21 protein-coding genes and 1 tRNA gene are annotated in these 24,947 nt (G+C 71.3%); 13 read left to right on the top strand and 9 right to left on the bottom strand.

Going from position 1 to position 24,947, the window contains the following annotated elements; genetic code table 11:
- The first annotated feature begins 270 nt into the window (after nt 1-270).
- Together JSY14_RS04720 and JSY14_RS04715 are read left to right on the top strand one after the other, a co-directional pair.
- The gene (locus JSY14_RS04720; protein WP_259557599.1) at nt 271-489 is read left to right on the top strand and encodes a BldC family transcriptional regulator; all 219 of its coding nucleotides are present in this window, start codon (nt 271-273) and stop codon (nt 487-489) included.
- A 104-nt stretch (nt 490-593) separates the two neighbouring features.
- Entirely contained in the window at nt 594-1,448 is an 855-nt protein-coding gene (locus tag JSY14_RS04715) for an alpha/beta hydrolase (protein ID WP_259557598.1), read from the top strand.
- Here the strand turns inward: JSY14_RS04715 and JSY14_RS04710 are convergent.
- Entirely contained in the window at nt 1,414-2,424 is a 1,011-nt protein-coding gene (locus tag JSY14_RS04710) for a flippase-like domain-containing protein (RefSeq protein ID WP_259557597.1), read from the bottom strand. The genes JSY14_RS04715 and JSY14_RS04710 overlap by 35 nt on opposite strands.
- Before the next feature lie 43 nt (nt 2,425-2,467).
- Between JSY14_RS04710 and pcrA the strand changes: the two genes are divergently transcribed.
- Nucleotides 2,468-4,858 carry a DNA helicase PcrA gene (gene pcrA, locus JSY14_RS04705; protein WP_259557596.1) on the top strand — a complete coding sequence of 797 codons (2,391 nt, stop codon included), beginning with the start codon at nt 2,468-2,470 and terminating at the stop codon, nt 4,856-4,858.
- A gap of 3 nt (nt 4,859-4,861) precedes the next feature.
- On the opposite strand, the gene JSY14_RS04700 is transcribed toward pcrA, so the two are convergent.
- Genes JSY14_RS04700 through JSY14_RS04690 form a run of 3 tightly spaced genes read right to left on the bottom strand, consistent with a single transcriptional unit; the run spans nt 4,862 to nt 8,078 of the window.
- Entirely contained in the window at nt 4,862-5,173 is a 312-nt protein-coding gene (locus tag JSY14_RS04700) for a hypothetical protein (RefSeq protein WP_259557595.1), read from the bottom strand.
- Nucleotides 5,166-5,360, bottom strand: coding sequence for a hypothetical protein (locus JSY14_RS04695; RefSeq protein WP_259557594.1), 195 nt, complete (start codon nt 5,358-5,360; stop codon nt 5,166-5,168). The genes JSY14_RS04700 and JSY14_RS04695 overlap by 8 nt, the downstream gene beginning before the upstream one ends.
- Before the next feature lie 42 nt (nt 5,361-5,402).
- Complete coding sequence (locus JSY14_RS04690) at nt 5,403-8,078, bottom strand: cupredoxin domain-containing protein (protein ID WP_349773588.1); 2,676 nt, start codon at nt 8,076-8,078, stop codon at nt 5,403-5,405.
- A 71-nt stretch (nt 8,079-8,149) separates the two neighbouring features.
- Between JSY14_RS04690 and sucC the strand changes: the two genes are divergently transcribed.
- The 3 genes from sucC to JSY14_RS04675 all read left to right on the top strand — a co-directional run bounded on the left by sucC (nt 8,150) and on the right by JSY14_RS04675 (nt 11,160).
- Nucleotides 8,150-9,319, top strand: a complete 1,170-nt coding sequence (gene sucC, locus JSY14_RS04685) for an ADP-forming succinate--CoA ligase subunit beta (RefSeq protein ID WP_259557593.1) — start codon at nt 8,150-8,152, stop codon at nt 9,317-9,319.
- Nucleotides 9,320-9,331: 12 nt separating this feature from the next.
- Nucleotides 9,332-10,222 (top strand): succinate--CoA ligase subunit alpha, encoded by an 891-nt coding sequence (gene sucD / locus JSY14_RS04680; RefSeq protein WP_259557592.1) that lies wholly within the window; start codon nt 9,332-9,334, stop codon nt 10,220-10,222.
- A gap of 65 nt (nt 10,223-10,287) precedes the next feature.
- Entirely contained in the window at nt 10,288-11,160 is an 873-nt protein-coding gene (locus JSY14_RS04675; protein ID WP_259557591.1) for a CPBP family intramembrane glutamic endopeptidase, read from the top strand.
- A gap of 10 nt (nt 11,161-11,170) precedes the next feature.
- Here the strand turns inward: JSY14_RS04675 and JSY14_RS04670 are convergent, their stop codons facing one another.
- Nucleotides 11,171-12,340: a thermonuclease family protein gene (locus JSY14_RS04670; RefSeq protein WP_259557590.1), complete on the bottom strand. Its 1,170-nt coding sequence runs from the start codon at nt 12,338-12,340 to the stop codon at nt 11,171-11,173.
- A gap of 84 nt (nt 12,341-12,424) precedes the next feature.
- Here JSY14_RS04670 and JSY14_RS04665 point away from each other — a divergent pair, with 84 nt between their 5' ends.
- Together JSY14_RS04665 and JSY14_RS04660 are read left to right on the top strand one after the other, a co-directional pair.
- Nucleotides 12,425-13,153 carry a metal-dependent transcriptional regulator gene (locus tag JSY14_RS04665; protein ID WP_259557589.1) on the top strand — a complete coding sequence of 243 codons (729 nt, stop codon included), beginning with the start codon at nt 12,425-12,427 and terminating at the stop codon, nt 13,151-13,153.
- 194 nt (nt 13,154-13,347) lie between these two features.
- Nucleotides 13,348-14,337, top strand: a complete 990-nt coding sequence (locus tag JSY14_RS04660) for a C40 family peptidase (RefSeq protein ID WP_259557588.1) — start codon at nt 13,348-13,350, stop codon at nt 14,335-14,337.
- 834 nt (nt 14,338-15,171) lie between these two features.
- On the opposite strand, the gene JSY14_RS04655 is transcribed toward JSY14_RS04660, so the two are convergent.
- Nucleotides 15,172-15,247: transfer RNA gene (locus JSY14_RS04655), tRNA-Arg, on the bottom strand.
- A 33-nt stretch (nt 15,248-15,280) separates the two neighbouring features.
- Here JSY14_RS04655 and JSY14_RS12405 point away from each other — a divergent pair.
- Genes JSY14_RS12405 through JSY14_RS04630 form a run of 4 tightly spaced genes read left to right on the top strand, consistent with a single transcriptional unit; the run spans nt 15,281 to nt 21,003 of the window.
- Nucleotides 15,281-15,826: a copper resistance CopC family protein gene (locus JSY14_RS12405; protein WP_285892249.1), complete on the top strand. Its 546-nt coding sequence runs from the start codon at nt 15,281-15,283 to the stop codon at nt 15,824-15,826.
- Nucleotides 15,823-16,635 carry a DeoR/GlpR family DNA-binding transcription regulator gene (locus JSY14_RS04640; RefSeq protein ID WP_259557587.1) on the top strand — a complete coding sequence of 271 codons (813 nt, stop codon included), beginning with the start codon at nt 15,823-15,825 and terminating at the stop codon, nt 16,633-16,635. Before JSY14_RS12405 ends, JSY14_RS04640 begins: the two co-directional genes overlap by 4 nt.
- 25 nt (nt 16,636-16,660) lie before the next feature.
- Complete coding sequence (locus JSY14_RS04635; RefSeq protein WP_259557586.1) at nt 16,661-20,485, top strand: DUF4011 domain-containing protein; 3,825 nt, start codon at nt 16,661-16,663, stop codon at nt 20,483-20,485.
- Nucleotides 20,419-21,003, top strand: a complete 585-nt coding sequence (locus tag JSY14_RS04630) for a hypothetical protein (RefSeq protein ID WP_349773617.1) — start codon at nt 20,419-20,421, stop codon at nt 21,001-21,003. The genes JSY14_RS04635 and JSY14_RS04630 overlap by 67 nt, the downstream gene beginning before the upstream one ends.
- A 154-nt stretch (nt 21,004-21,157) precedes the next feature.
- On the opposite strand, the gene JSY14_RS04625 is transcribed toward JSY14_RS04630, so the two are convergent.
- Together JSY14_RS04625 and JSY14_RS12400 are read right to left on the bottom strand one after the other, a co-directional pair.
- Complete coding sequence (locus JSY14_RS04625) at nt 21,158-21,670, bottom strand: GNAT family N-acetyltransferase (protein ID WP_259557585.1); 513 nt, start codon at nt 21,668-21,670, stop codon at nt 21,158-21,160.
- A 35-nt stretch (nt 21,671-21,705) separates the two neighbouring features.
- The gene (locus JSY14_RS12400) at nt 21,706-23,166 is read right to left on the bottom strand and encodes an HNH endonuclease signature motif containing protein (protein WP_285892248.1); all 1,461 of its coding nucleotides are present in this window, start codon (nt 23,164-23,166) and stop codon (nt 21,706-21,708) included.
- A gap of 143 nt (nt 23,167-23,309) precedes the next feature.
- Here JSY14_RS12400 and proC point away from each other — a divergent pair, with 143 nt between their 5' ends.
- Nucleotides 23,310-24,185: a pyrroline-5-carboxylate reductase gene (gene proC, locus JSY14_RS04615; RefSeq protein ID WP_259557584.1), complete on the top strand. Its 876-nt coding sequence runs from the start codon at nt 23,310-23,312 to the stop codon at nt 24,183-24,185.
- A gap of 31 nt (nt 24,186-24,216) precedes the next feature.
- Here the strand turns inward: proC and JSY14_RS04610 are convergent, their stop codons facing one another.
- The gene (locus JSY14_RS04610) at nt 24,217-24,885 is read right to left on the bottom strand and encodes a potassium channel family protein (RefSeq protein WP_259557583.1); all 669 of its coding nucleotides are present in this window, start codon (nt 24,883-24,885) and stop codon (nt 24,217-24,219) included.
- Nucleotides 24,886-24,947 lie beyond the last annotated feature (62 nt).

Below are 24,947 nucleotides of genomic sequence, written 5' to 3'. Positions count from 1 at the left end.
AGAGTTACTGGATGGTCGACGGGATGGGAGCGCTCCTCGCGCTTGGTGGACAGGTGTCAGATCGGCCCTGCCGGTGCGTCAATGCAGGGCAACCGGTACTTTCGGCCCCCATGTCCGATGAGGGGTGGTATGGTGGACATGTGTCAGGAGGTCGCCGACGACCGTCGCAGAACTCAACGACGGTTGCCTTGGCGCTCGTTGATCTCCGGGCATCTCGAATCCGTCCGCGTCCATCGACACCCGTCTCACCCCCGCCGGGAGGAACTCGCCATGGCCACTCACGACGACCACCAGCGCACCGATCTCGATGTCCTGTTGACCCCTGCCGAGGTCGCGAAGCTCTTCCGTGTCGATCCGAAGACCGTCACCCGCTGGGCGCAGGCCGGCAAGCTCTCCTCCATCCGCACGCTGGGCGGGCACCGTCGGTACCGCCGCCATGAGGTCGAGAACCTTCTGCGTGCAGCGACCCAGACGGAGGACGTCGCCTGACGACCGCGCCGGAACCCACCGAGGACCAGGTCCTCGGGCCCGGGTACACCGCTCAGGAGCTCCCTCTCGGCCAGGACGCCGAGGGGGAGCTCCTCGCTGTTCTGGTGCATCGTGACGGCCCGGCCGACGGGGAGCCGGTGCTGGTGCTCCACGGCTGGTCCGACTACGTCTTCGACCGTCCACTGCTGGAGCGCCTCGCCGCCCGCGGCCATGACGTGTGGGCGCTGGACCTGCGCAAGCACGGCCGCAGCCTGCGCCCCGGGCAGACCCCGACGGCCATCGATTCCCTGCTGGACCTCGACGACGAGATCGGCGCGGCCCTCACCGTCATCGGCCGACACCGGCCACCGGTGCTGGTGGCGCATTCCACGGGTGGGCTCGTCGCCGCGCTTTGGGCGGCCCGGTACCCGTGGAGCATCCGCGGCCTCGTGTTGAACTCACCGTGGCTCGACATGCACCTGACCACCTGGCTGGGGCGGGTGGCCCGCCGGCCGGTGGCGAGGCTGGCCCGGCCGGGGCGCGCCCTGCCGCGGGGATGGTCGCATTACGCCCGGACGGTGCACCGCGACTACGGCGGAACGTACGATTTCGATCTGGAGTGGAAACCGGCCCGGGGTCACCCCCTGCCGCTGAGCACTCTCGGTGCCGTGCTGGAGGCCCAGCATCTGCTGCGTCACGCCCCGGCGATCACCCTGCCGACGCTGGTGCTCCATTCCGACCGGTCACTGCTCGGCCCCCGGTTCCGTGAGGGCATGCGCCGGGCCGACACGGTGCTGGACGTGCGCACCCTCGCGCGGGCCGCTCGGCGGCTGGGACCGCAGGTGCAGGTGGAGGCGATCCCCGGGGCCCGGCACGACGTGTTCCTCTCCGAGTCGGCGGTGCGGGAGCGAGCGATTCGTCGGGTGGAGACGTTTCTCGACGGCCTCAGCGCTCCCGGCGCAGCAGCGTCGGCGCGGTGAACGCCCCGAGCACCAGCGGCAGCACCACCAGGGCGAGCGACGGCAGCAGGGACGCGGCGGCGGCCTCGGCCGCATCCACCCCGAGCGTGGACAGCGCGGCGGCGGAGGCCGCCTCGGTGATGCCGGTGCCGCCGGGGGTGAGCGGCAGCTGCGCCAGGGAGCGCCCCAGCGCGAAGACCCCGATCGCGGCGGCCGGACCGACGGCGACCCCGGTCGCGGCCAGGGCGAGGAACCAGGCCACAAGCTGCAACAGCCGCGATGCCACCGGGAGACCGGCCACTGCCAGGCCGTGCTCCGCCAGGAGGCGACGGCTGCGGAACTGCTGAGTGCGTACCAGCTCCCGCGCGCTCTCCGGCGGCAGGAACTCCAGACGTGCCAGCACCCCATCGAGGGAGCCCGGCCGCAGCAGCAGGGCGAGCACCGCACCCCCGAGGCCGAGGCCCAGTACGCCGCTCACGGCCAGCACCAGCCGCAGCCACAGTGGCCCGGCATCCGCGATCGTCAGGGCGACGGCCCCCACCAGGGGCAACAGGGATGAGAGCAGCAGGTCCATCAGACTGAGGATCGCGACTCCCGTCAGGGCGTCCGCGACGCTCACCCCGCGGCGGCGCACCGCGACCAGCAGGGCCGCGATGCCGATCGGGCCGCCCCCGGGTACGGCCAGGGCGAGGGCCTGCAGAGCGGTGCCCAGGCGCAGCGCCTCGGCCCCCCGCAGTGGCAGCATGGCCGCGCGCAGCGCCCCCACCTCGCACAGCAGGGTACCCGCGCCCACCAGCACCATCACCCCGACCAGCAGCGGATCGGCCGCCCCCACGACGCGCAGGATCTGCGGCCAGGACACGTCCAGCAGCCACGGCAGCACCACCCCGATGAGGAGCACCGCCAGTGCCAGGGACAGCAGCGTCCGCAGCACCGGGGGGCGTCGGGGGCGGGTCAGACGCGCGTAGACCAGGTCCTCAGGGGTGGTGGTCGGCATGGGCCGAGTCTCCCACGGGGCCGCGAACTATCCTGGTGCGGACATGGGCTCCTACCTCTTCGATGACATCCCCCTGCCCGCGGACCTCGTGGCCCGCCCGGCGCCGGGGCCGGATCTGCACGCCCTGGTGGACGGGCTGAACCCGCCGCAGCGGGAGGCGGTCGAACACCGGGGGTCGCCGCTGCTGATCGTCGCGGGTGCCGGTTCGGGCAAGACGCGGGTGCTGACCCGGCGCATCGCCCATCTGCTGGCCACCCGGGAAGCCCTGCCGGGGGAGATCCTCGCCATCACCTTCACCAACAAGGCCGCGGCGGAGATGCGGGAGCGGGTCGAGGAGCTCGTCGGGCCCGCCGCCCGCGGGATGTGGGTGTCGACCTTCCACTCCGCCTGCGTGCGGATCCTGCGGCGGGAGGCCGAGGCCGCGGGACTGCGCAGCAGCTTCACCATCTACGACGCCGCCGACTCCCTGCGCCTGATCACCTCGATCGCCAAGGACCAGGGCCTGGACGTGAAGAAGAACCCGCCCCGCGGGATCGCCGCCCGGATCTCCTCCTGGAAGAACGACCTGGTGGATCCGATCGACACGGCCGATGCGGCGGAGTCCTCCCGCAATCCGTGGGAGAAGACCCTGGCGGCGGTCTACACGGCGTACACGGAGCGGCTGCGGCAGGCGAACGCCGTCGACTTCGACGACCTGATCGGCCTGACGGTGCAGCTGCTGCGGGAGAACCCGGCGGTGCGGGAGTCGTACCGGCGGCGGTTCCGGCACGTTCTGGTCGACGAGTACCAGGACACCAACGCCGCCCAGTACGCCCTGGTGCGGGAGCTCGTCGGAGACGACCCGACCGCGGACCTCACCGTGGTGGGTGACTCCGACCAGTCGATCTACGCCTTCCGCGGCGCCACCATCCGCAACATCATCGAGTTCGAGCAGGACTTCCCCTCGGCCCGGACCATCGTGCTGGAGCAGAACTACCGCTCCACCCAGAACATCCTCACCGCCGCGAACGCGGTGATCCGTGAGAACCCGCACCGTCGCGACAAGACCCTGTGGACGGCCGCGGGCGAGGGCGACCCGATCACCCTGTATGTGGCCGACGATGACCAGGCAGAGGCCCGGTACATCGGCCGACAGATCGACGCTCTGGTGGATGCGGGCCGCTCCACCGGGGACATCGCGGTGTTCTACCGCACCAACGCACAGTCGCGCTCCCTGGAGGACCAGCTGGTGCGGATGGGATTGCCGTACCGGGTGATCGGCGGCACCCGCTTCTACGAGCGGCGGGAGATCAAGGACGCCATCGCGTACCTGCATGTGCTGCAGAACCGCGACGACGAGATCAACCTGCGGCGCATCCTCAACGTGCCCAAGCGCGGCATCGGTGACCGCGCCGAGGCCGCCGTGGCGCTGCTGGCGGAGCAGGAGCGGATCGGTTTCGCCGAGGCCCTGCGCCGCGCCGAGGAGGCCCCGGGGATCGCCACCCGCTCCCTGGGGGCGATCCGCAGCTTCGTGCAGATGATCGATGAGCTGCGCGAACGGATCGGTGAGGGGCCGGCGGCGCTGCTGGAGGCGGTGCTGGACCGCTCCGGGTACACCGCGGAACTGCAGTCCAGCGACGACCCGCAGGACGAGTCGCGGCTGGAGAACCTCGCGGAGCTGGTGTCGGTGGCCGCCGAGTTCGAGGCCCAGGTCGAGGCCGAGGCCGCCGCGGCGAGTGAGTACGCCGAGGAGGGTGAGGCCGCGCTGCCGGAGGTCGACGACCCGGAGGCGCCGCTGCTGGACCGCTTCCTGGAGAAGGTGTCCCTGGTGGCGGATTCCGATCAGCTGCCGGAGGGGGAGGACAACTTCGTCACCCTCATGACCCTCCACACCGCGAAGGGTCTGGAGTTCCCGGTGGTGTTCCTCACCGGGATGGAGGACGGCACCTTCCCGCATCAGCGGTCCCTGCAGGACCCGCAGCAGCTGGAGGAGGAGCGGCGCCTGGCGTACGTCGGCATCACCCGCGCCCGGGAGAAGCTGTACCTCACGCGCGCCCAGATGCGCGCCGCCTGGGGCGCCCCGCAGTTCATGCCGGCCAGTCGCTTCCTCGACGAGGTGCCCGGACAGGTGCTCGATGTCGCCCGGGCGGGTTCCAGCTATGGGGGCTCTTTCGCCGGGTCCATCGCCCGTGGCCCGTCGGTGACGGGGCTGGGTGTCGGGGGTGGGCGCCGCGACATCTCCCGTCCGTCGTTCGGGTCGGGCCGCACGCCCACGCGCACCGCGGATCTGCCGAGCCTCACGGTCGGGGACCGCGTCACCCACGACACCTTCGGGATGGGCACCGTCGCGGCGGTGTCGGGCGAGGGTGACAGGACCCAGGTGGAGATCGTGTTCCGTGAGCCCACCGGACGCAAACGGCTGCTGTTGCGCTACGCGCCGATCACGAAGCTGTAGGGCTCAGCGTCTGCCCATCAGGGCGTAGCCGATGCGCACTACCACCAGCACCAGCATCGCGGCGAGTACCCAGGTGACGGGGATGCGGGCCCCGGTGCGGGTGATGACGAACCACAGGATCAGCAGGGACACGCCGATGAGAAGGGTGTCCCGCACGGCGTCGCGCAGGCGGACACCGAGCCGCGCACGACGGGCGTGGCGGTCCGCGACCACCGCGTAGGCGGCGGCGTCACGGCGGGCGTGGGCCGCCCCGGCCGCGGCCTGCTTCCGGGCCGTGCGGCCGGCGGCCTTCGCGTAGACCTGCCAGTCACCCATGGTCGCGGCGGGTGCGGGCGCGGTGGTCGGCCCAGGCCGACAGAGCGAGGTTCAGTCCGACGGTGATCAGGATCGACAGGATGATGCTGGCGAAGGAGGAGCGCAGCCCGAGGAACCTCAGCACCACGGTGAGAAGGAGGATCGCGATGACGCTGAAGACGAGCGTGTCGCGCAGTCGTTGGGTCATGCTGCCGGAGGATCGCACTCCGCCATCGTAGGGGCACGGCGATCACTCGCTGACGGTGATGAGGGCTCGGGCCCCGCGCTCCATGTCGGCGAAGTTGTGGTTCACCGCCGTGTAGGTCCCGGGTTCGGCGAACACCAGCTCCACGAATCCGCCCTGTGCGGGCCCCAGGTGCAGGGCCTGCGAGCCGCCGCCGGTCGGCGTGTCGGGGTGCAGCAGATAGTCGCCCTCCTTGAACACCGTGTCGAAGATTCCGCCGACGACATGGAAGCTGATCCCTCGGGACGGCCCCGCGGCGAGCACCCAGATCCGGACGCGCTCGCCCACCTTCGCCTGCAGCGGCTCGTGCACATACTGGTTCGCGTGACCGTTGAAGACGGTGGCGTCGGGGCGCTCGGCGGCGATCTTCGCGGGGCTCACCGCATGTGCGGGGTCCGCCGTCGGTTCGAGGTAGTGGTCGGATTGGACGAGCACCCATTCCTGATCGACCGCGGCAAGACCCTCGGGCGGGACGATGAGCGCGCCGACCATGCCGGCCGCGAGGTGGACCGACATGGGCATCGTCGAGCAGTGGTACAGCCAGATACCCGCATAGTCCGTGGTGATCGAGTACTCGAGGGACTCGCCGGGAGGGATCGTGCGCATCACCTCATCGGGCGCGACACGGCCCGCGTGCATGTCCAGGGAATGCCCCATCGAGCCGTTGTTCACGAGGTCCACCGTGAGCCGTCCACCGAGGCGGGAGCGCAAGACGGGGCCCACGACCTGGCCGCCGAAGGTCATCGCCTGCAGCATCACGCCCGGGGCGATCTCCCGCTCGTGTTCGCTGATCTCCAGGGCGAGCCGCTGCGAGGTGCCGGGATCCTCCGGGATCGTCGGGTCACGGCGGACGTGGTCGGCCCCCGGGGCGGCGTTCAGATCCAGAGCGACTGGGGCCAGGGGATCGGTACTGCCCGTAGCGGGGGAGCTGTGAACCTGGGGGCCGACTCCGATCGGTGCGATGGTCAAGGTCATGCCCATCGAGCGATGGCCGACGATCGAGCACCAGCCCTCCACGGGGGCGCTGATCACCCCGGCCTCGAGGCGTGTCGATTGTCCCGGAGCCAGTCGGCCTGAGGTCGCACCGGAGGCGAGCACGAGGTCATGCACTTGCGACGGGTCGTCGTTGACCAGCTCGATCACCAGGTCATTCCCGGCCGGCACCTCCAGGGTGTCCGGGGTGAACCGCATGTCCGCCATGGACACCTGCAGCGTGGTCGTCTCCCCCGTGGGGGGCACAGCCCCGGCGGCGTTCTCCCGCGGGGGTCCTGGCGCCCGGTCCAGGGCGGCTCCCACGGCGGCCAGACCCACCACGCTGCTGACGCCGAGCAGGGTGCCGGTGAGGTGACGTCGGTCCATGGCGGGGGTACTTGGGGCGGGCTCGGGGGTGGTCTCGCGACGTACCCGCAGGTTGGTGCGCACCATCAGCACGGTGAGAACCACGAACCAGACGAGCACCGCGAATGCCGCCAGGGACAGAAGCACCCGTGACAGCGACCCGAGACCGGCCCACGCGACGACCACCAGCAGCACCAGGTTGAGCACGGCGACCCGGAACGCCGCCGCCCGGGACATGACGGCGAGTGAGGCCTTGACGGCGCGGGGGCCACCTCCCATCACCGTGGGCATGAGGTGGCTCATTGCCCCGAGCAGCACCTGCAGGGCGAAACCTACGACGAGTGGCACCGTGAGTCGCTTGACGTCCTCGGCGAGGAGAGACTCAGCGACGGGCCCGTCAGAGCCAGCCCACAGGGCGAGCAACCCGGCGACCGAGGCCGCGAACCACACGAGACCCGCCCCGATCGACAGGATGGGGAAGACCGGAAGCGGAGCCGGGTGCTGCTGTGACCACGAATGGCGTGCGGCCCCCGCAAGGGGCAACCCCAGCCAGAGCAGCGCCCCGAGATAGACCCCCACGGCCGCGATGCCGAGGGCGGGGATACCGAACAGGGCCCCGGCGACAGCACCCAACACAGCCCCGAGCATCACCGGCAGCGCATGGGAGGCCCGGACCACCCGCGGGCCGGTCAGCGAGGTGCGGAGAACCGTGGGCCACAGGGTCAGCAGCGTCCCACTGACCGTGATCCCGACAAAGCCCAGCACGTTCAGCAGCTGATGCGCGAGCAGCAGACGCCCCTGCCATGGCTCTCCCGGGCTGAACGCGAGAACGGTGCCCAGGAACGCTCCCAGCGGCAGCAAGCAGGCCGCCATCACGTAGGCGCGAATGGTGAACGCGTAACGGGGTGCCAGTGCAGAGCGGAGTTGGGAGATGAGAGACAACGCGAACCACAGGATCATCGCGGAGACCCCAACGGCACCGACAACCACAACGAAAGGCCAGGACCCCACGATGCCGATGCAGGTCAGGACGATCGAGACAGTGAGGATCCGAATCCTCAGCACCTGCCGGTCCCGTGTTTCAGGGCCGAGGCGGGTCTTCAGCAGAGCCTCGGCGAAATGCTGCCCCCACACCATGATCGATGTCGTCAGCAGACCGAGGGTCACCATGTGCACCAGCAGCCATCGGGACTGCGGTACGAAGGGGTGGACGCAGACCAGCACGATCAGCGCCAGCATCCACCAGGTGATCGGTCTCGTGGCGCGGCGGTGCCAGGACCGCCGGGACGTGCGGGCACGGTCAGCTGCGGCCTCCGTCGTCGGGTCAGGGTGGGAGGATCGCACCTCGCCATCGTAGGGGCCCGGTTAGGCTGTGTGCAGGACATCACCCTCGACAGCGAGAGGACCCAGAACCCGTGGACCTGTTCGAATACCAGGCCCGCGACCTCTTCGAGAAGCACGGGGTGCCCGTGCTCGGAGGAGTCGTCGCGGAGGACCCGGCGGCCGCGAAGGCCGCCGCAGAAGAGCTCGGCACCCCGGTGGTCGTCGTCAAGGCCCAGGTGAAGACCGGTGGCCGCGGCAAGGCCGGCGGTGTGAAGGTGGCGAAGTCCCCGGAGGAGGCCGAGCAGCGCGCCTCGGAGATCCTCGGGATGGACATCAAGGGCCACACGGTGCACCGCGTGATGATCGCGGCGGGTGCCGACATCGCCGAGGAGTACTACTTCTCCCTGCTGCTCGACCGCGCGAACCGCACCTACCTGGCGATGTGCTCGGTCGAGGGCGGCATGGACATCGAGCAGCTGGCGGAGGAGCGTCCCGAGGCGCTCGCGAAGATCGCGGTCGATCCGAACGTCGGCATCGATGAGGCCACCGCGCAGAAGATCGTGGAGGCCGCCGGTTTCGACGCCGAGACCGGTGCGAAGGTCGTCCCGGTGCTGCAGAAGCTGTGGGACGTCTACCGCGAGGAGGACGCCACCCTCGTCGAGGTGAACCCACTGGTCAAGACGGGTGACGGGGAGATCCTCGCGCTCGACGGCAAGGTCACTCTCGATGACAACGCGGACTTCCGCCACGAGGACCACGCCGCCCTGGTCGACTCCCGCACCGAGGACCCGCTGGAGGCGAAGGCCAAGGCCCTCGACCTGAACTACGTCAAGCTCGACGGTGAGGTCGGCATCATCGGCAACGGCGCGGGTCTGGTCATGTCGACCCTCGACGTCGTCGCCTACGCGGGGGAGAAGCACGGCGTGAAGCCCGCGAACTTCCTCGACATCGGCGGCGGCGCCTCCGCCGAGGTGATGGCCAACGGCCTCGATGTGATCCTCGGCGATGAGCAGGTCCGGGCGGTGTTCGTCAACGTGTTCGGCGGTATCACGGCCTGTGATCAGGTCGCGAAGGGCATCGTCGGCGCGCTGGAGAAGCTCGGCGATTCCGCCACCAAGCCGCTGGTGGTGCGCCTCGACGGCAACAAGGTCGAGGAGGGCCGCGCCATCCTGAACGAGGCGAACCACCCCCTGGTCACCCTGGCCGACACCATGGACGGCGGAGCGGCCTCGGTGGCCGAGCTCGCCGCGAACGGAAAGTGAGCACCGCGCACCATGTCGATCTTCCTCACTGAGAACAGCAAGATCATCGTCCAGGGCATGACCGGCTCGGAGGGCATGAAGCACTCCCAGCGGATGCTGGACTCCGGCACGAACGTCGTCGGGGGTGTGAACCCGCGCAAGGCCGGCACCAGCGTGGACTTCGAGGGTGGGCACAGCGTCCCCGTGTTCGGGTCCGTCGCCGAGGCGATGGAGAAGACCGGGGCGAACGTGTCGGTGGTGTTCGTGCCGCCGAAGTTCGCGAAGGACGCTGCGATCGAGGCCGTCGACGCCGGCATCGAGCTGCTGATCGTCATCACCGAGGGCATCCCGGTGAAGGACTCCGCGGAGTTCTTCAACTACGCCAAGGCGAAGGGCACCACGCGGATCATCGGTCCGAACTGCCCGGGCATCATCAGCCCCGGGAAGTCCAACGCCGGCATCATCCCGGCGAACATCACCGGTCCCGGCAAGCTCGGCCTGGTGTCGAAGTCCGGCACCCTGACCTACCAGATGATGTACGAGCTGTCCGACATCGGCTTCACCACCGCCATCGGCATCGGCGGTGACCCGGTCATCGGCACCACCCACATCGACGCGCTCGAGGCCTTCGAGAAGGATCCGGAGACCGTCGCCGTGGTGATGATCGGTGAGATCGGTGGCGACGCCGAGGAGCGGGCCGCCGCGTACATCGCGGAGAACATGACCAAGCCGGTGGTCGGCTACGTCGCGGGCTTCACCGCCCCCGAGGGCAAGACCATGGGTCACGCTGGCGCGATCGTCTCCGGTTCCGCCGGCACCGCGCAGGCGAAGAAGGAGGCCCTCGAGGCCGCCGGGGTGAAGGTCGGCAAGACCCCGACCGAGACCGCTGAGCTCATGCGCGAGATCGTCCGGGATCTGGGCTGAGCATCGCGAACGACCGCAGGGGAGGGGCCGCACCCGTTCGCAAGGGGAGGCCCCTCCTGCTCGGTGTGCTCCTCACTGCGGTGATCGCCGCGGTGGTGATCACGTGGCTCACCCAGCCGGATGGCGTCATCATCTCGAGCGACCCGGGCGCCGACCGCCCACCTTTGCCGCTCGTCCTGCTGCCTTCGCTGCTCATCATCGCAGCGGTCTCACTGTGCCCGCCCCGCGCTCTGCCAGCGGACCATGCTGCCCGGGTGGGAGAGTCGCTCGTGCAGGTGCTGCGGCCGGGCCGACTGCGCACCGAACTGCTGCTCCTGCTGGGGATCGCTGTTGCTTTCCCGGCGCTGGCGCCGCTGCTGCCGCTGCCCGAGGATTACGTCCTTCTCAAAGCTCTCCTCCTGCTGGCGCTTGCGCCTGCCCTCATCTGGGTTCTGGCCAGGCGCGGCGGTCCGTCGCTGCGTTGGCAGCGGCCGACGGTGTCGCTCGCCCTGTTGCTTGCGCCCGTAGGCCTCGCGATCGCCATGGACGTCTCCCGGGCTCTGCAGAGGGGCACCGCATATCTCGCACAGTATCCGCTGGGCATGCTGATTGTCGGGGCGGTAGCCACCGCCGTCACCGCAGGTATTGGTGAAGAGGTCTTTTACCGTCGGCTCCTGCAGACTCGCCTGGAGGCTCTCACCGGCCGCTGGCCGGGCATCCTGCTGGCGAGCCTGATCTTCGGCCTCATGCACCTGCCCTCGCACGGCCTGCTGCTGGGCGGCGGGGTGGCAAGCGCCCTCGGGCTCGGCGCTGCCCAGGTCATCGCGATCCAGGGCACGACAGGTATTGCCTTCGGCTGGGCCTGGTCTCGGTATCGGCGACTGTGGGTGCCGATCCTCATGCACCTCTCCACGAACGGCACGGCGGTGGTGGTCTTCCTCCTGACCGGCCAGTCCTGAACCGGGTCGGTCACCGGCACTTGCGGAAGGTCTTGCCGCCCGGCATGCCGTACCGCTTCCCGCTGTACCCGCCATCATCGGAGTAGGGGATCTCCGGACCATACGGTTCGCACGACCCGGACGACGACTTCTTGGTCGGTTCGGGTTCCTTCGTCCGTTCGGGTTCCTTGGTGCGCTCGGGTTCCTTCGTCCGTTCGGGTTCCTTGGTGCGTTCGGGCTTCTTGGTGCGTTCGGGTTCCTTGGTGCGTTCGGGCTTCTTGGTGCGTTCGGGTTCCTTGGTGCGTTCGGGTTCCTTGGTGCGTTCGGGTTCCTTGGTGCGTTCGGGTTCCTTGGTGCGTTCGGGTTCCTTGGTGCGCTCGGGCTTCTCGGTCGGCGCCGGAGTGGGCGTCGGGGTCGGCATTGCAGCCTTCACTTGGCGGCGGTACTCCTGAGCGCGGGTCTTCGCCTGGTCGCCGGCCGTCCTCGCCCGCTTCGCCAACTCATCGACACCGCTGTCGGGCAGCTGCGCACCGACGAACACCGCGGCTCCGAGCCCGGCGAGGTCCCCCGAGCTGAGGGCCTCGGCCATGGTGGCTGCCTCCTCGGCGAGGGCGACCGCCTGGTCCACCGCGGCGGCGGGATCCGCCGGGGTCGCGGGCAGGGCCTGGACCTTCTGCTCCACTGCTGCGACCTGCGCCGGGAGCGTGCAGTCCCGCTGGGGATCGTGGATGCCCTGCCCGGTCCGCTGCGCCTCGTCGGCCGCGTCGGTGACCTCGTCGAGGAAGAGCTCATTGGGTGCGAAGTACACCGGGAGGCCCAGCCCGGCGCGCGCCAGCTCCGCGTTGATGAGCTCGCCGCCCTCCGTCACCCCCGCGAGGGTGCGCCCGTAACGGTCCTCGCGCTCCTCATCGAAGGTGAGCTCCACCTCGGTGCCGGCAGGGAGCCGCTCGGTCAACCAGGCTGAGGCCTCCGGGCCCATGCACTGCACGGGCTCCTCGGGATGGTTCGTCTCGGGTGCGTCGACGTTCAGCAGTCGGACCGTGGTGTCGGTCCCGTCCAGACGCACCACCAGGGTGTCTCCGTCGACGACGCGGACCACGGTCACGGGGTCAGGCGCGGTGAGGGCTGCCACCCCGGCGACACCGGCGACGAGGCCTCCGACAGTGACCAGGGCAGGGAGGAGGGGGAAGGTACGGGCCACGGGAGTCCTTTCGAGGTGGTCAGGGCGAGAGCGGCGCGGACCGGCGGCTATGCTGGCTCGGTTCGCGGACGACGGAGGGGCGGCATGAGCGGCGATCTCATCGACACCACCGAAATGTACCTGAAAACGGTCTTTGAACTGGAAGAACAGGGTATCCCGCCGATGCGTGCGCGGATCGCCGAGCGGCTGGGGCATTCCGGGCCCACGGTGTCGCAGACGGTCGCCCGGATGGAGCGTGACGGTCTGCTGACCCTCGATGACGACCGGCGCATCCACCTCACTCCGGCCGGTCAGGCCACGGCCACGGCGGTCATGCGCAAGCATCGCCTTGCGGAGCGTCACCTCCAGGACCATCTCGGCCTCGACTACGTGCTGCTCCACGACGAGGCCTGCCGCTGGGAGCACGTCATGAGCGAAGCGGTGGAGCGGCGCATCGCCGAGCGGATCCGGCCGCCGTTCGTCGACCCCTACGGCAACCCGATCCCGGGCCTCGACGAACTGGGAGTGGTGTTGGATGAGACCGCCGCCACGCCGCCCGGTCAAGAAGCGGTCAAGTCGCTCCTGTCGATCGCTCGCCCGGATCACGTGATCGAGGTCGAGGTGCACCGACTGGGGGAGCGGTTGCAGAGCGATATGGGTCTGCTGCGGGAGTTGACCGAGCTCGGTGTCCATCCCGGGGGTCGCCTGCACGTACGCCGCGCCGAGGGCGCTGTGGAGGTCGGGCAGGTCGACGGGGGCCCGGCGACGGGGCGGTTGCTCCTGGACGACGACACGGCGTCGCAGATCTCCGGCCGGGTGCTGACCGGCGAGTAAAGGGCGGTCAAAACTCTGCCCCAGTGTCGTTCCGGCCCCCTGTGCGGGCGCACGGGCCACGCCTAGTGTCGAGGAGTCGCCCGCGGCAGCGCGGGCACACCGGCCCGGGCCCCCGCGTGCGCACCCGGAACGGTTCCAGGGGACTGTCGACCTCAGGTGCGCAGGCGGATCGCCGGGGGCACAGGAGAGAGATCGTGTCGAACCGCCTCGCGAACGCCCACCGTCGCCCCGGCCGCGCCGTCACCCCCGCCACCCGTGCGGGTCGCGGTGTCGCCGGCGCCGCCGTCGCCGTGGGTCTGCTGCTGGCAGGCGCCGGCTCCGCCACCGCCGACGACCCGGCCGTGCAGTCCGCCGCCGGTGCCCAGCCGGCTGAGGCTCCCGCCGTCGCCGCCGCCCCGGTCGAGATCCCCGTGGCTACAGCCACCCCGGCCGCCACCGCCTCAGCGTTCGGCCTGACCACCGCCGGCAGCGCCTCCGTGACCATCGAGGCTCCCGCGCCGGCGCCCAAGCCCAAGCCCGCCCCGGCTGAGGAGCGGGAGGATCGGGCCGCGACCCCGGCGGAGCCCGCGCAGCCGGCCGAGGACCGCGAGGCGACCCCGGCGGAGCCCGCGCAGCCGGCCGAGGACCGCGAGGCGACCCCGGCGGAGCCCGCCCAGGGTTCCAAGGCCGCCGAGCGTCGCCAGAGCCAGGACCGCGCCGACCGCAGCGAGCGTCGCGATGAGCCGCAGCGTGAGACCTCCAGCCCGAAGCCGAAGAAGAAGGCCAAGGCCACTTCATCGCCGAAGCCGACCGCCCAGGAGTCGGAGGCCCCGAAGAAGGAGACCTCCGAGGCCCCGCAGCAGGCCGTCAAGGGCAGCTCCATCCTGGCCACTGCCCGGAGCGGCATCGGTGTCCCCTACGTGTACGGCGGCTCCACCCCGTCCGGCTGGGACTGCTCCGGCTTCACCGCGTGGGTGTACGCCCAGCACGGTATCGATCTGCCCCACAGCGCCGGCGCCCAGGCCGCGGCCGGCCGCGTGATCCCCCGCTCGGAGGCTCGCCCCGGTGACCTCGTCTACAAGCCGGGTCACGTGGGTATCTACGCCGGTGGCAACAAGTTCGTCGACGCCGGTAACCCGCGCGTGGACACCTCCGAGCGCAATATCTACTCCGGCGACTGGACCTTCATCCGCATCGACGGCTGACGCGCCCGGGGCCTAGGCTTCCGTGCCATGCGCCCCCTTCGCGACGTCCTCGGCGCGATCCTCCTGATCGCCGCGACTCTTCTGGGAACGCTCTCCCTGCCTGCCGTGTGGCTTGACCGTCACGTGGTGGACAGGGAGGGCTTTCTCGCTGTGGCGGTGCCGGTGGGCAGCGACCCGCAGTTCCGTACCCAGGTGGCCGACGAGGCGGCAGCCCGGGTCGTCGGGAGCCCGCGCATCCCCCGCTGGCTGTCCTCCCGGGTGGAGCCCCTGGTGGAGGAGCAGGTGACGAAACTGACCGGCACCGACGTGTATGAGCGCATGTGGGCTGCGTCGATGGCCGCCTTCCATGACTCGCTGTTCGGGCCGGAGGATCCGGCCGTGCGGGTGAATCTGCAGCCCGCGGCGGAAGCGCTCGCGGCCCCCGTGGAGAACCTGCTGCCGCTGGACATCCCGCTTCCGGAGGACATGACGGTCACCCTCGCCACCTTCGCTCGCCCGGCGTGGCTGGAGCAGGTGCCCCAGTGGGCGGTGTGGGCGGACCGGCTGCTGCCCATCGCGCTGGTCGCCGCCATGCTCGGGCTGCTGATCGGGGCCCACCGGCGGGCGCTGCTGATCGTCACCGGTGTGACGGCCCTGCTCACCGGGGGAACGCTGTGGTACCTGCTGGGTCAGGTCCCCGCCCTGGTGCCCGACGCCCTCGACCGGGCACCGATCGTCGGGCGCGTGGTGCAGGCCTTCGAGACGAAGCTGACCACGGACGTCCAGCCGCAGGCGACGATAATCGTCGGCCTCGGCGCGCTGCTGATCGTCATCGGATGGCTGCTGCTGGCACTGTGGTGCCCCCGGCGCGATTCGAACGCGCGACACCCGCTTTAGGAGAGCGGTGCTCTATCCCCTGAGCTACGGGGGCGCCGGATCATCGTACGGCACGTAGGGTGGGGGGATGCGCCGTCTGTCCCGTCTCCTGCTGTCCCTGCTGGTGCTGGTCCTGGGGGTGTCGGTCGCCCCCGCGGCTCTCGCCCACGACCAGCTGGTGTCCTCGGATCCCGCTGACGGCACCACCGTCCAGGAGTCGCCCGAGCGCATCACCCTGACGTACTCCTCGGAGCCCCTCGACGTCGGCTCCCTGGTGGTGGTGACAGGTCCGGACGGCACCGAGCTGCAGCGGGGGGAGCCGACGGTGGACGGCCTCGATGCGACGCTGGACCTGGAGCAGCCGTTGCCGGCGGGCACCTCCACTGTGCAGTGGCGGGTGGTGTCCTCCGACGGGCACCCGATCGAGGGCACGCTCAGCGTGACGGTGGACGGGCCGACCCCGAGTGCCACAGCCACCTCAGCACCCGCCCCCACACCGAGCCCCACGACCGCACCTGAGCCCGCCCCAGCCCCGTCGAGCGGGGCCCCGTGGCTGCTGATCGGCGTCGGCGCCTTGGCCGTGCTGGCGGTGGGGGCAGGGATCCTGCTGGCGCGGCGCACAATGGACAGGTGAAATCCCTCCCCGACGCCCCCCGCGACAAGTCGAGCCGCTGGGACCACATCCTGGGTCTCCTGGCGGAGTCCAAGCGCCTCTCGGTCGCGCAGGTAGCCGAGCAGCTGGGCATCAGCGAATCGACCGTGCGGCGTGACTTCCTGGAGATGGAGCGCGCGCAGCTGGCGCGACGCACCCATGGTGGCCTGGTCGCCATCGATGTCGCGTACTCCCTGGCGACCCCGCCGCGCTCCGGAGGCGACGGCGCCGCGGCCCGGGAACGGGTGGCGACCGCTGCCGCGGCCCTGGTGGATCCCGGGCAGATCGTCGGGTTCAACGGCGGCCGCACCACCACCTCCACGGCCCGCCGCGTGGTCTCCCGCACCGACCTCGACGCCCGCGACGGCGCGCCTGGCCTGACGGTGGTGTGCGCGGCGCTCAACATCGCCACCGAGGCGGTCCTGCGCCCCGCGGTGCGCACGGTGGTGCTGGGCGGTGTGGCCGAGCCGTACAGCTTCGAGCTCACCGGCCCGCTGGCCACCGCCACGATGCGGGACCTGTGGCTGGACGTCATGTTCGTCGGGATGATCGGCCTGGATGTCCAGGCGGGTCTGACCTGCAATTCCGACGCAGAGGCCGGGGTGACCCGCACTATGATTAGCCACTCCCGCCGGGTGGTGGGCCTCGCGACCGCGGAGAAGGTGGGACACCGTGCCCTGGCGGGGATCTGCCCCATCGCGACCCTCACGGACCTGGTGATCGCCGGACCGGTCGATGCGGAACTCCACGAGCACGCGCGCGAGCATTCGGTGCGGTTGCACGAGGTCTGAGCCCCGGGACCGGTAGCGTGGAGGGGTGAAGTGGAACCCCCTGCGCCGTCGACCCCGCCCTGAGGACGAGACGCCGGAGAGCACCCCGAAGGAGAGTGCCGAACCGGTGATCGTGCGGCCCGCGCCGCCCGCTGCGCCGTCGCCCGCGGCCTCGGCGATCGCCGTGGCGGTCGACCACCGCACGGGCCCCGTCGACGCCGGGGTCGCCCCCGATCAGGACCAGGTCTCCCTGCCCCCGCGTCCCTTCGAGGCGGAGCGCATGAGCCGCGCGGACATCGTCGGGGAGGCGCTCGCCCGCTGGGCGGTCACCATGGGCGCCGGCACGGAACGTCGCAGCTTCCTCACCCACATGCGCGACGCCGGGCAGGTGCTCGACCTCACCCATTCCCACCCGTCGGGCCTGGCGCAGCTGCTCGCGGGCCGCGGCGCCACGCGCCTGTCCTCCCTGGTGCGGGAGGTCGGCGCCCTGGCCGATGCCCGCGCCCACGCCCGCGCCATCCGCGAACAGGCCGAGCGGGCCGCCGACGAGATCGGCCTGACCACCTGCCACCTGGCGATCGGGGAGGCCACCTGGACGCCCGCCGACGGCGGCCGCCCCCTGCAGGCGCCCGTGCTGTTGCGCCCCATCACCCTGCGGTTGCGCGGAAACGCCCGCGAGGACGTCGAGCTGGATCTCGACACCACGGTCGACCTCAACCCGGTGCTGCTGCGGGCACTGCGCGACGCCGGGGTGGCGGTCGACGCCCGGGCGCTGCTCGCCACCACCGACGGGCCCTACGGATTCGACCCGACGCCGGTGCTCGACGCGTTCCGCGCGCTCGGTGACCCCCTGCCCGGGTTCCGGGTCTCGCACGCGCTGGTGGTCGGCAACCTGTTGGACGCGACCGGTGCGGTGGTCGACGACCTGGAGAGCGACCCGCATGACTGGGTGGAGCATCCGCTGGTGGCGGCGCTCGCCGGGGACACCGACGCCCGCACGGAGCTCACCACCGCCGCACAGGAGGCCGGCGACGGGGAGGCACTCGACGAGGCCGAGTTGGTAGCGGCCGTCGATCCTGACCGCACCGCAGTGCTGCAGCGGGTCCTCGCCGGCAGTCACCTCGCGGTGACCGTCCCCCCGGGCACCGACGGTCTGGGCCTGGTGATGGACCTCGCGGAGGAGTTAAACGCCCGCGGTCGCAGCGTGCTGCTCGTCTCCCAGCGCCGCAGCAGCCTCACCGCCCTGGTGCACGCGGCCCAGGAGCGGGGCCTCGAGGACCTCGTGTTCGACCTGTCACCCGATCCCGCACTGCAGCGCAACGCCTCGCAGGCTCTGCTGCAGAGCCTGCGTCGTGCCGGCAGCATCACCTCACCCGTGAGCACGCAGGAGCCGCCGGAGCTGGCGGAGGCGCGCTCCACCCTCATCGGGCACGTCGAGGCGATGCACCGGATCCAGGAGCCGTGGGAGGCCTCCGCCCACGATGCGATCTCCGCGCTCGCGGAGCTGACCCGTCGACGTCCGGCGCCGCGCACCACGGTGCGGCTGCGCGCCGACGTCGCCGCCGCGATGGTGGGCCGGGAACGGGAGGACTACGCACGCGCCCTCCAGGAGGCCGCCGAGATCGGAGTGTTCGCCACCGGCCCGGAGGACTCCGCCTGGTACGGAGCCGCGATCAGCTCCGACACCCAGGCCGCCCGCGCGGCAGACCTGCTGGACGAGCTGCGCGAAAGACTGCTGCCGCAACTGCGCACCGATGCCGGCGCCACCGGTGAGGCGATCGGACTGCGCGACGCCACCACCCTCGATGAGCTGCGGGCTCGTGTCGGTCTGCTGGAGCGGGTGCGGCAGGTGCTCGCCGTGTTCCAGCCGGCCGTGTTCACCGCGGAGCTGGGGCAGATGGTGGCCGCCACCGGAGACCGGCAGTGGCGCGAGGAGCACGGGGTGACGCTCGGCTGGGGCGCCCGTCGGGCCCTGCGGAAGGAGGCCGCGGCGCTGCAGCGACCAGCCTCCCTGGCGCCCGACCTGCACGCCGCCCTGATCGACGCCCGTCGCGTGCGGGATGCCTGGCGGAAGGACCAGGTGCTCCCTCCGCGGACGCCGTCGGTGCCCACCGAGGTGGAGCGCACCGAGCAGACCATCGCCGAGACCCAGCGGGTGTTCGACGAACTCGCGGTGCTGCTGGACGGCACCCCCGCCGGTGGAGACCTGGCGCGCACGTCCTTCACGGATCTGGAGGCGCGGGCCGAGGCACTGCACCGCGACCGGGACGACCTCGAGTCGTTGCCCCGCCGCACGGTCCTGGTGCGCCGCCTGGAGTTCGACGGGCTCGGCGAGCTGGTGGAGGACCTGCGGGTGCGCCGGGTCCGACCCGTCCACGTGGCCGCGGAACTGGAGCTCGCCTGGTGGCGGTCGGTGCTGGAGCTCATCGCCGGTGCGGAGCCGACGATCTCCCAGTACGACGGCACCTCCCTGTCGCAGGTGGCGGAGCGGTTCCGGCGTCTGGACGCCCAGCATCTGGCGCAGGCGCAGCATCGGGTGCGGTCCGCCGCCGACGAGGTGCTGGTGGAGACGATGAAGCGTTTCCCGGACACCTCCCGCGCCGCGATCGCGGAGCTCGCCCGGTCCTCGACCATCTCGGTGCGTGACCTCGCTGCGAAGTACGAGGACATCCTGTTCCGGGCGCGCCCCACATGGATCGCGTCCCCGTACCTGGTGCCGCAGGTGGTTCCGCGGGGCCGGCACGTGGACGTGGTGATCATCGCCGACGGTGGCCGCCTGCCGACCGCCGCCGGTCTGCCGGCGATCGCCCGAGGCGCCCAGACCGTCGTCGTCGGTGATGCCCTGGAGTACGCCGGCGGGCAGGGCCCGAGCCTTCTCGATGAGATGCGCCAGGTGGTGCCGACGGTGTCGCTGCACCGGGACCCGCATGTCGCCACCGACGGGGTGCGGTCCTTCGCGCAGCGCCGCAGCGGCATCGACCCGCTGCTGGCGGTGCCGAGCCCCGTCGGGCTGGAACCGGACCGGCTGGTGCTGGTGGAGAACGGACGCGGCGCCGTGAGCCAGGACGCCGAGTACGTGGAGAGCACCGAGGCGGAGCTGCGGCGCGTCACCGACCTGGTCATCGAGCACGCCCGCACCCGACCGGAGCGGTCGCTGGCCGTGCTGACCCTCACCCCGGCCCATGCCCGACGGGTGATGGAGCGCGTGGTGAACACGGTGACGGTGATCCCGGGGGTGCGGGAGTTCTTCGACCCCGGGCAGAAGGAGTTCTTCACGGTGGCGCACGCCGCGCAGGCCTCCGCTCTGGTGCGGGACGATGTGATCGTCTCCCTGGGCTTCGGGAAGACCCCGCACGGCCGGGTCCTGCATCGCTTCGGACCGCTGTCGGAGGCGAGGGGCCGACAGGCCCTCGCGACCGTGCTCACCCGAGCCCGTGGCCGCACCACGGTGGTGTCGGCGCTCGCCGCGGAGGATCTGGACCCGTCACGCCTGCGCCATGACGGCACCCGCGACCTGCGCGCACTGCTGGTGTACCTGCGCACCGGTGAGGACGACCTGGATCTGGCCCAGCCCGCGGACGCCCCCGCCGAGGCCCCTGCCGACGAGGCCGATCTCGACGCCGCCCTGGACGCCGCTCTGGCGGAGGAATCCCCGAGGACCCGGACACCCCCGAGGAATCGTCGGAGGAATCGAACGAGCCATCGACCGCGGAGTCCGGCTCCACCACGGCTGAGCCCGCCGAGGCACCCGCCGAAGCCGATGCGACCCCGCAGCGCCCTGCCCGAACCCCGGAGACGGAGGCTCTGCTGGCGGATCTGGCCGACCGCCTGTGGCGGCACGGGCTCATCGTCGAGCCGGATTACGGCCTGACGGATGACCGGATCGAACTGGCGCTCGGTCATCCGGAGTTGCCGGGTCGGATGCTGGTGGCGGTCGACACCGATGGTGAGCCGTACGTGAACACCCCCAGTCAGCGCGAACGCGACCGGCTGCGGGCGGAGCGGCTGGAGTCCGCCGGGTGGTCGACGGAGCGTGTGTGGTCGTGGGCGCTGTTCATCGATCCGGAGGGCGAGGCCGAGCGGATCCGTCGGGCGGTCGACCGGGCCCTGATGCTGGCGCGCAGCGAGGAACAGCCGCGTTCGCCGCAGGGGGTCGGCACCATCCGGAAGCGGCTGCCGCGGCCGCAGATCCCCGCGGGGCACCCGCTGGCGTTCTATGGTCCGGAGGATTTCGATGCCGTGGTGGAGTACATCTGCTCCGATGGGCGTGCCCGCCTGGAGGATCAGCTGGCAGCGGAGGTGCGCAGCTTCCTCGGCTTCGAGAAGCGCTCGGTGCTGCTGGACGTGTCGGTGAGCTCTGCGATCCGTCGTTACCAGGAGCGGCAGTGAGCGAGCATCCGGTCGTGATCTCGTCCCTGACGGGCCGTCCGATGGACCCACCAACACGTGAGGGCGAGCGTCTGCAGGATCGACCCGAGGACCGGCCTGATCCGGAGTCGAACGACGCACGACTGCTGCGGGACGTCCCCCCGCACTGGGGGCGTTAGAGGATCCGCTGGTAGAGCATCATCGTCTGCCACTGCCCCTGCAGGCGCAGGTACTCGGGTGCGAGGCCGTAGGGGAGGAACCCGCATCTCTCGGCCACGCATCGTGAGGCGATGTTGGTGGGCATGATCTCCGCCTGCAGCCGATGCAGACGCAGCTGGTCCCGGGCGAGGGCGACCATCTGGGCGAGCGCCGCGCCGGCGACACCGCGACCGGTGTGCGTCCGGTCGACGGCGTAGTGGACGCTCGCGGATTGGAACGCCCCCCGGGTGATACCGCTCAGGCCGATCCGGCCGATCACCGCACCGTCCTCCTCGATCAGCATCAACAGGGCGGTCCCCTCGGCGCGATGGTGCAGGGCATCCTCCAGCACGCGCCGCTGCCCGTACGGGGTGTAGAAGGACTCGGGCCGCTCCGGATCACCGGTCGCGAAATGCTCCCTGTTGGCCCGCACCAGGGCGACGAGGATCGGCGCGTCCTCCACAGTGGCGTCGCGCAGGGTGATCGACATGCGCGCCAGGATACGGCGCATGGGGTGGGGCTGGGTCAGAACGGGGGTGGCCCCGGGTCCCGGACCGTCGGGGGGTCGCCGTCGCGCTCGCGGGCGCGGTCAGCCATCGCTGCGGCCCGGTGCAGGGCCGCCGCGCTGTGGAACGTGATGATGTCGATGTCGACGTCGAGTTCGATGTCCGGGTGCAGTCCCGGAGGGCCGAGGGTCCATCGGGTGCGGCCGGGTGGGTCGTCGGGGAAGCGGTGGGGGTCGATCCGGCGGGCGGTCTTCAGCTGGTGATGGCGCCAGCACAGCAGGTGGAGGTTCTCCAGGCTGGTCGGGCCGCCGGCGAGGGGATTGCGGTGGTCGAACTCCTCGATGTGGTCGGCCTCGGCCCCGACGACCGTCGGCCGGGAGCAGCCGGGGGCCGCGCATTCGGGGTGTCGCAGGCGCAGGTGTTCGAGCATCTGCGCGGACGGGGTGTAGCGGGTGATGTCCCGTTCCAGGAAACGGCCGGTCATCGGGTCGGTGAGGATGCGGAACCACTCCTGGGCGCCCTCCCCGCTGCCGGCGAGCCGACGTGCCATGTCGGCGGGGATCGGGGTCGCTCCCTCGATCAGCGCGGGGTCGTGCCCACCCATCAGGGTGAGGGCGGGCACGGTGACGGTGAGGCGGAAACGCGGCGCGGTCGAGAAGGTGCCGTCGACATCCCGCACGCTGCGGGTGAGGATGAGGAACCGCAGCTCACGGCGGCTCAGCGCCCTCCCGGTGGCGGCGACCACACCCTCCGGGTCATAGGGGATCTCGACCTGTTCGGCCCCGGACTCGTCCCCGGCGGCCAGCAGCTCGCGAATCCTCGCCAGGGCCGCGCGCTGAGCGGTGGCGGCATCCCGCGCCGCCTGATCCAACTGGTGGCCGAGCGCGAGGATGTCGAGGGCGGGCCCCTGCACCAGCAGGGTGCCGGTGCCGGTGCGCGGATCGGTGTGGCACAGCTCGACGCTGCGGGTGCTGCGGGGTTCCGGAGGGGTGGCCTCACGGGTCTGCAGGCGGCGGATCTCCCGGCCCAGGCGACGGGAAAAGGCGGGGGCGTCCAGGCGTTCCAGGTCCCATCCCGCGACGGTCGTGTCGAGCACCGGGCAGGCGTCGTCCGGCAGGCCGTCACTGTCGCTGAGGAGCTTCTCGAACCAGCGCTCGGGGAAGGCACCGCTGCGCAGCACCTCAAGGCAGGTGCCGAAGTGCGTCACCGCCCTGTGCGCCCGACGGATCGACCAGGCGGCCTGTCCCAGGTGCAGGTGAGCGGAGGCGGCGAGCGCGGCATCGACCTCGTCCGGGGCGAAGGGATCGTTCTCCGAGTTCTCCCGCAGCGCGTGCAGCGGGGCGAGGTCCTCGAGCTGGTCGGCGAGCAGGCGGGAGCGATCGCGTTGGCGCCGGCGTTCACGTTCCAGCAGCTCGGCCACGGGTACTGCAGGGGACCCGGCAGCAGGGGCGGACGGTCGGTCCGTCGCGGGTGCGGTCATCTCTCTCACCTCCTGGCACTCACGCTACGGGGACCCCCCGACAGACGAAGCGGGGGAAGCGAACTGGGGACGAACCGCGCGTGGGGAGGAACCGTCATCCACCGCCCGGGCCGTCACCCGGTCTCCCGTGAGACAGTGACGACATGCCTGAGACCGACGCGACCCCCACAGCCGCGACCCCCACCGAGCCGACCCCCACCGAGACGACCGCCCTGCTCTCCTCCGTCACCGTCGTGGTGCTCGGGGCCGGGAACATGGGCGGGGCCTTCCTCCGTGCCGCCCGTGCGGCCGGGCTGCCCGCCGAGCGGGCCGTGGTCGTCAACCGCAGCGAGGAGTCCTCCCGCCGTGCGGCCGACGCCCTCGAGGCCACCGCCGGGACCTGGGACGACATCGCGCGTGCCGATGTGCTGGTGCTTGGGGTGAAGCCGTATCAGCTTGACACGGTACTCCCGCAGGTCGCCGAGCGGTTAGCGGCCGGCACCCATGTGGTGTCCCTGGCCGCCGGGGCCACTCTGGCGTTCCTGAAGGAGGGCCTGGGCGGGCATGCGGCACTGACCCGCGCGATGCCGAACACCCCGATGGCGATCGGGGAGGGGGTCACGGCCCTCATGCACACCGACGGCGTCTCCGCCGAGCAGCGCGAGCGGCTCGAGGCGCTGCTGTCGGCCTCCGGGGTGGTGGAGGAGATCCCCGAGGGCCAGGTCCACGCGATCATCGGCGCCGCGGGAAGCGCCCCCGCGTTCTTCTTCGCGGTGATGGAGGCGATGGTCGACGAGGCCGTGCGGCAGGGTCTGCCGCGGGAGCTGGCTGCTCGGGCGGTGGCTCAGTCGGCGCGGGGCGCGGGCAGCCTGATGCTGGAGCGCGGTGAACACCCGGCGGTGCTGCGGGCGGCGATCTCCAGCCCCGGCGGCACGACCGCCGAGGGCGTCGCGGCGCTGGAGCGGGCGGGGGTGCGTCCGGGGATCGCGGCGGCGATGGAGGCGGCGGCCCGACGATCCCGGGAGATGGCGGGAGAGTGACGCCCGCGGGGTCGTGGCCCCCGCGCCCGCCTCAGGGCCGGTTCGCGAACCGCTCGATGAGGTCCGTGTGGCCGGACACGATCAGCAGGTCATGCCCCACCACCCGCGTGTCCGGTGTGGCGTAGGTGAAGTCCCGCCCCGGGGATTTCACCCCCACCACGGTCACCCCGTACTTCGAGCGGATGTCCGACTCCGCCAGCGTGTAGCCCTGGATCTCCCGCGGCGGGTTCATCTTCACGATGGCGAAGCCGTCGTCGAACTCGATGAAGTCGATCAGGCGGCCGTTGACCAGGTGTGCCACCCGCTGCCCGGCATCCTTCTCCGGGAACACCACATGATGGGCGCCGATGCGCTCCAGGATCTTGCCGTGCGAGGCGCTGATAGCCTTCGCCCAGATCACGGGGCGTCCCAGGTCCACCAGGTTCGCGGTGATGAGCACGCTCGCCTCGATGCTGGTGCCCACCCCCACCACGGCGGCACCGAAATCCGCGGCACCCACCTGCTGCAGGGCTTCCATCTGGGTGGCGTCGGCCTGCACCACGTGGGTGAGGCGGCCGGAGAACTCCTGCACCAGGTCTGCGCTGGTGTCCATGGCGAGCACGTCGGTGCCGAGCTCCTCGAGCGTCTCGGCCATGGCGGCGCCGAAGCGACCGAGACCGATGACCAGCACTCCGCTGTTCCCGCGGCGGCTATCCGGCACGGCGGCTCCTCAGGGTGGGGCGGACAGGTGACCGGGCCAGGGTAGCGGGCCCATGCCCGGCC

The organism is Brachybacterium sillae, from assembly GCF_025028335.1.
GTDB classification, from domain to species: Bacteria; Actinomycetota; Actinomycetes; order Actinomycetales; family Dermabacteraceae; genus Brachybacterium; species Brachybacterium sillae.
Note: the sequence above shows the minus strand (reverse complement) of the source record. Positions and strands in the feature narration are given on the sequence as shown.